Origin of the sequence: Sandarakinorhabdus rubra (assembly GCF_010994245.1) — a bacterium.
In the GTDB taxonomy this organism is placed as follows: Bacteria; Pseudomonadota; Alphaproteobacteria; order Sphingomonadales; family Sphingomonadaceae; genus Sandarakinorhabdus; species Sandarakinorhabdus rubra.
The window spans coordinates 1-6,028 of record NZ_WMHO01000164.1 but is presented as its reverse complement, the minus strand read 5'-3'; the positions used below and the strand labels follow the sequence as shown (position 1 = coordinate 6,028).

Annotated in this window: 4 protein-coding genes and 1 tRNA gene; 3 read left to right on the top strand and 2 right to left on the bottom strand. The window is 63.5% G+C overall.

Annotated elements, in window-relative coordinates:
* The 3 genes from GJV64_RS10455 to GJV64_RS10445 all read left to right on the top strand — a co-directional run.
* Window positions 1-818 (top strand): tetratricopeptide repeat protein (locus GJV64_RS10455; protein WP_164157176.1); only part of this gene is annotated, 818 nt, incomplete at its 5' end.
* Between the two features lie 104 nt (window positions 819-922).
* A protein-coding gene (locus GJV64_RS10450; protein ID WP_164157175.1) for an IS3 family transposase occupies window positions 923-2,087 on the top strand; the annotation gives its coding sequence in 2 pieces (ribosomal slippage) (window positions 923-1,176 and window positions 1,175-2,087; 1,167 coding nt in all).
* A gap of 421 nt (window positions 2,088-2,508) precedes the next feature.
* A complete protein-coding gene (locus GJV64_RS10445; RefSeq protein WP_164157174.1) occupies window positions 2,509-3,999 on the top strand; it encodes an ATP-binding protein in 1,491 nt (496 codons plus the stop codon).
* A gap of 284 nt (window positions 4,000-4,283) precedes the next feature.
* Here GJV64_RS10445 and GJV64_RS10440 read toward each other — a convergent pair.
* Both GJV64_RS10440 and GJV64_RS10435 read right to left on the bottom strand, forming a co-directional pair.
* Window positions 4,284-4,375: transfer RNA gene (locus tag GJV64_RS10440), tRNA-Ser, on the bottom strand.
* Between the two features lie 45 nt (window positions 4,376-4,420).
* A complete protein-coding gene (locus tag GJV64_RS10435) occupies window positions 4,421-5,722 on the bottom strand; it encodes a UDP-glucose dehydrogenase family protein (protein ID WP_164157173.1) in 1,302 nt (433 codons plus the stop codon).
* Window positions 5,723-6,028: the final 306 nt, after the last annotated feature.

Sequence of the window (6,028 nt, the reverse complement as noted above, 5' to 3'; positions counted from 1 at the left end):
CCCATGCCGCGGCCGAGCAGGCGATCGCCCGCGCGCTTGCCGTCGAGGTCGCGCGCGTGGGCCGCTCCCACCCCGATGTGGCGCTGGTCCATGAAGCCCGCGCCCTCAACGCCTTTTTCGCTGGCGACTACAACGGCGCCCGCAGAGCGCTCGAGGCGGCGCTCCCCATCCGCCAGCGCCAGGGCGCGCGCCACCCCAAGGTCTCCGAAGGCCTCAACATGCTGGGTGCAATCGCCTACCGACAGCGGGACAATAACGCCGCCGAAGGCTATGCCCGCCAGGCGCTGGCCATAGATCGCGAGGTGCTGGGCCTTGCACACCCGGATGTCGTCAGTACGGCCAACATGCTCGGCCGGATCATGCTCGAACGTCGCGCCTTCAAAGAAGCACACGCCATCTTGACCGACGCCCTCAAGGCAAGTCTGAAGGAACGGCCGGCCACCCACGACGATATGGCCTGGCTGTTTGCCAACCTGGCGCTCGCCGAGCACGGCCTTGGCCGGTCGGCCAAAGCCGAAGAGCTGCTGCGCCAGGCGCTCGCGGCGGCTGACGCCCACGCTCACAAGAACCGCGGGCCGATTCTTGTTGATCTCGCCGATCTCCTCTGCGCCCGCGGCGCCACAGGCGAGGCAACGGCTCTCCTTGCACGCGCCGCACCGCTCATGAAGAAAGACTGGCCTGAAGAGCCCTGGCGTGTTGCCTGGCACAAGATCGTTGCCGCGCGCTGCGCGGGCCGCCTGCCCGCGCCCACCGATCGCGTGGTCGTGCAGACCCGCTGGCCCTCCGGCAGTCTTTACGCCGACCGCGTCGCCAGTTGACCTCCGCTCGGCGCCGTCAATCAAAGCCGTGATCAGTAGGTGGTCTGAGCCCCGCAGTTGCCTCCAGATTTGAGTAGAGTGTGGCCCACGTTTGGAGTCGGGCGATGAAGCGCAGCAGGTTCAGCGAAGAGCAGATCATAGACATCTTGAAGGAGCAGGAGGCCGGGATGGCGACGGCGGATGTGTGCCGCCGGCATGGAGTGAGCAGTGCCACCTTTTACAAGTGGAAGGCTAAGTTCGGCGGGCTTGAGGTCTCGGAGGCGCAGCGGCTTCGGCAGCTGGAGGGCGAGAACGCCAAGCTGAAGTGGCTGTTGGCCGAGGCGATGCTGGACAACGCCATGCTGAAGGAGATCACCGCAAAAAATGGTGACGCCCGCGGCCAGGCGGGAAGCTGTGGCCTATCTCGCAGAACTGTTCGAGGTGAGCCAGCGGCGTGCGTGCGATGTGCTGGGGGTGGATCGGACAACGGTGCGGTATCGCAGCCAGCGGAGCGACGATGCCGGCATTCGGGAACGTATGCGGGCACTGGCGGCCGAGCGCCGCCGGTTCGGTTATCGCCGCGTGCACTGGCTCCTGAGCCGCGAAGGCGTGTCCATCAACCACACGAAGTTCCGGCGCCTATATCGGGAGGAGAAGCTGCAGGCGCGCCGCCGTGGTGGCCGCAAGCGGGCACTGGGCACACGGTCGCCGATGGCGATCCCGCAGGGACGCAACCAGCGCTGGTCTTTGGACTTCGTGTCGGACGCGTTCGCCTGTGGGCGACCGTTCCGGATCCTGGCTGTAGTGGATGACTTCACGCGCGCATGCCTGGCGCTGGTCGCTGACACCTCGATCTCCGGTCTGCGGGTAGCGCGCGAGTTGGACTGGGTGATCGCCGAACGGTCACGCCCGGCCATGGTTGTGAGCGACAACGGCACCGAGCTGACCAGCATGGCGATCCTGTGCTGGTCGAAGGAGCGCCACGTAGAATGGCATTACATCGCGCCGGGCAAGCCCCAGCAGAACGGGTTCATCGAGAGCTTCAATGCCCGGCTGCGGGATGAGTGCCTCAATGAGACCATCTTCACCAGCCTGACGCGGGCCCGTTCGGTGCTGGCCGCCTGGCGCCATGATTACAATCACCATCGACCGCACTCGAGCTTGGGCAACAAGACCCCGGCAGAGATGGGGGCGTTGGCAAGCAGCCAACCGGGCTGGGGGTTAACCCCCAGCCCGGTTGCCATCACGCCCGTACACGGGCATCAACAGAGCCGCCGGCTCTACTCTTAACTGGAGGAGCTTCGGGGCTCAGACCACTATGCGCGGGGCGTCTCGATGGGCAGCCATCGGTTTCACGCGACCTGAATCAGGAGTGCGGCATTCAAGAGTTTGCAGCAGGATATGCTGATCAACGTGGCTGAAGTCGTTCCGGCTGGGCGTCGGGCCTGGGGCTGATTGTCCTGCGGGCCAGCGGCCAAGGTCGACGGGACGCCGTGCTTCGCTGTCCAGTTTGATGGGGGGCTGGCCGCAAGCAGTGCCCAATGATAGGGCCGGCCGGCGGATCGCCAGCGGCGCCCGGATGCGGGGACAAATGTGGGGCGCCTGACCCTGTATGCACCGCCAGCGTTGCTATTTTCGTGCATCAAAACATTGACTCTGATGAACTTTTCTGGGCATTTCCAATTAGTGTCAACAGATTGATGATAACCGCATGCTTACGATCTCGCGCGATGACATCCTGAACCGCCTTCGCGCTGATAATCCCTGGTGGGCCGGCCCGATTGATCCTCTGCGCGTACCCTACAGCCTGCCGCGTCGCGCCTACTTTCAGCCGTTGTGCCAGCTTATCCGCGCCCATGTGCGACGGGCCGTTGTGCTCTTGGGATCCCGGCGGGTGGGCAAGACCACCATGCTCCAGCAGATCATCGGCGAGTTCGCGCAAAGCGCCGAACTGGGTCCCGTTCTTTATGCCTCGATCGACACGCCCACCTATACTGATTTAGGTTTAGCCCAGTTCCTCGATCTCTTCCAGGCCGAGGTGCCTCACAATCCCGAGGGCCCCCGCATCGTTGTCTTCGACGAGATACAGTATCTTAAGGACTGGGAGCGTCACCTGAAGGACCTAGTGGATCGCTTTCCTAACACACGCTTCATCTGTTCGGGCTCCGCCACAGCCGCCTTGAAGCGTCGCAGTGAGGAGAGCGGTGCTGGACGCTTCACCGACTTCACCCTGCCTCCCCTAACCTTTGCCGAGTTTCTCTCGTTTACGGAACGGGAAGATCAACTGATTCAGCTAGTCGAACGGGAAGGCCAGTTTCCACTCTTTCGCGTCCGTAACGACGCTGCTCTGAACGCAGCGTTCATCGAATATCTGAACTACGGAGGTTACCCAGAGGCAGTGATGAACCCGGCAGTCCGTGCAGATTTTCAACGGTTTGTCGGCAACGATATTGTCCAAAATGTCCTCGCCCACGACCTCCCGAGCCTCTACGGTATCCAGGATATCCAGGAACTCAAACGTCTGTTCAACGCCATCGCCTACAACACCGGGCAAGAGGTCAGTCTGGAAGGTCTCTCACAGACCTCGACAGTGGCGAAGAACACCATCCAGCGATATCTGGAATATCTTCAGGCCGCCTTCCTCATTCACGTTGTCCGGAGGGTCGATGAAAGTGCGCAGCAGTTTAAGCGCCAACGGAACTTCAAAGTCTACCTAACCAACCCTTCGATGCGGGCGGCCCTGTTCGGACCCATCCAGGAAGACAATCCCGCGATGGGCGCCCTCGCAGAAACGGCCAACGTGACCCAGTGGCTCCATAGCGACGATCTGGACAACCTCTATTATGCCCGATGGAATACGCAGGGCGGTGGAGAGGTCGACGTCGTGATGCTGGACCCGGCAACTGGTCGACCTAGACTGGCCTATGACATCAAATGGACCGACAGGCCCGCTGATGACCCTCGGGAATTAGCTTCTCTGACGCACTTTGCGCGAAAGGTAGGAGGCGTGCCGCTATGGTGCTCAACGAAGACGCGCCGGGGTGTCGTTACGTATCAGGGTCTGCCGGTATCTCTCTTCCCACTGGCAGTTCACTGCTACGCGTTGGGCCGAATCCATGTGACCGAAGAACGCGTCATTCGTCGCCTCGAACCGGCGGAACTACTCGACCAACTGGAGATCCCCGAAGGAGCAACACAATGACTCCCGCGAGTAGCCATTACGTCTGTCCGATCAAGCGGTATCCCCCGCACGAATCTGTATACATTTGGAAAAATCGACCCTCGTCCTGAGAGCAATATCCCAAGGTGGAGGGGGGTCCTGCTTCGCTGTCCATGTGGGGGAGGGGGTGCCGGCCGCAGACCGGTCCCAACGAACGGAGCGCCCCGGGGGTGTCCGCCAGCAAAGCCCCGAAGTGGGGCTAAATGTGGGGCTGCCAACCGGCGCGGTTGGCACCCCCATCATTTCGCATCATTTTTCCTGATTTGTGGCGGAGTCGGAGGGATTCGAACCCTCGGATCCAGTTACCCAGATCGGCAGTTTAGCAAACTACTGGTTTCAGCCACTCACCCACGACTCCGAGAGGCCGCGCTATAGCCATGCGCGCGCGGCCCGGCAACACGCTTTACCGCCCGACCGCCAGATAGGCAAAGCCGTGGCGGGCCATTTCCGCCGGGCGATAGATGTTCCTGAGGTCGGCGATGGCCGGTGTTCTCATCAGGCCCTTGATGCGGGCGAGGTCGAGCGCCCGGAAGGCTTCCCATTCGGTCACGATGGCAGCCACGTCGGCGCCATCGAACGCCTCATAGGGCGTGTCGTAATAGGCCACGTCCTTCAGCACCAACCGCGCCTGTTCGGTGCCCTCCGGATCATGGGCGCGGATGGTGGCGCCGGCCTTCTGCAATTCCTCGATGATGGCGATGGACGGCGCGTCGCGCATGTCGTCGGTGTTGGGCTTGAAGGTGAGGCCGATGATCGCCACCGTCTTGCCGGCAACGCTGCCGTCGGCCAGCCGGATCACCTTCTGCGCCATCTGCCGCTTGCGGGCCTCGTTCACCGCCGCCACGGTCTCGACGATGCGCACCGGGGAATTGTAATCCTGCGCCGTCTTGATCAGCGCCAGCGTGTCCTTGGGGAAGCAGCTGCCGCCATAGCCGGGGCCGGCGTGCAGGAACTTGGAGCCGATGCGGCCGTCCATGCCGATGCCGCGCGCCACGTCCTGCACGTTGCCGCCCACCGCCTCGCACAGATCGGCCATCTCGTTGATGAAGGTGATCTTAGTGGCCAGGAAGGCGTTGGCGGCATATTTGGTCACCTCTGCCGAGCGCCGGCCCATGAACAGCACCGGCGACTGGTTCAGGAACAGCGGGCGATAGAGTTCGTTCATCACGTCGCGGGCGCGATCGTCCTCGGTGCCCACCACGATCCGGTCCGGCCGCTTGAAATCGCCGATGGCCGCGCCTTCGCGCAGGAACTCCGGGTTCGAGACAACGGCAAACTCGGCATCGGGGCGTTCCTCGCGGATGATCCGTTCCACCTCGTCGCCGGTGCCAACGGGCACGGTCGACTTGTTGACGACCACCACATAGCCCTTGATCGCCTGCGCGATCTCGCGGGCGGCGGCATAGACATAGGACAGATCGGCATGCCCGTCGCCGCGCCGTGACGGCGTGCCCACGGCGATGAACACCGCCTCGGCACCCTCGATGCCGGCGGCCAGATCGGTGGTGAACATCAGCCGCCCGGCCTTGACGTTGCTGGCCACCAGCGCATCGAGCCCGGGCTCATAGATCGGCATGATGCCCTGTTCCAGCCGGGCGATCTTGCCCTCGTCCTTGTCCACACACACCACGGTGTGACCGAAATCGGCAAAGCAGGCTCCCGACACCAGCCCCACATAGCCGGAACCGATCATGGCGATACGCATCTTGTTGCTTTCCACTGGCGCTGAAGTGACGGCGCAGCGGCTAGCACAGGGCAGCCGGCGGCGCTAGGACAAGGCTGACACGCCTGCGGGTCAGCGCCGGTTAAGGCAGCAGCCCGCAGGGCGGACGCAGACGCCGTTTGGGGACGATGATGACCGGAATGACGATCGAGCGGATATTCGCAGCCGCGCTGGCCCTGGCCCTGGTGGCTGGTCCCGCTGCCGCGCAGGAGGTGCGGACCGTGGACGTGCCCAGCGGCCAGCCAGGTGCGCCGGCCTCCACAGTGCCGGCGTCGTCGCCGGCCCCCG

Coding starts and splice junctions, on each gene's coding strand:
- GJV64_RS10445 (WP_164157174.1), top strand. CDS start 2,509: ATGCTTACGATCTCGCGCGATGACATCCTGAACCGCCTTCGCGCTGAT.
- GJV64_RS10435 (WP_164157173.1), bottom strand. CDS start 5,722: ATGCGTATCGCCATGATCGGTTCCGGCTATGTGGGGCTGGTGTCGGGA.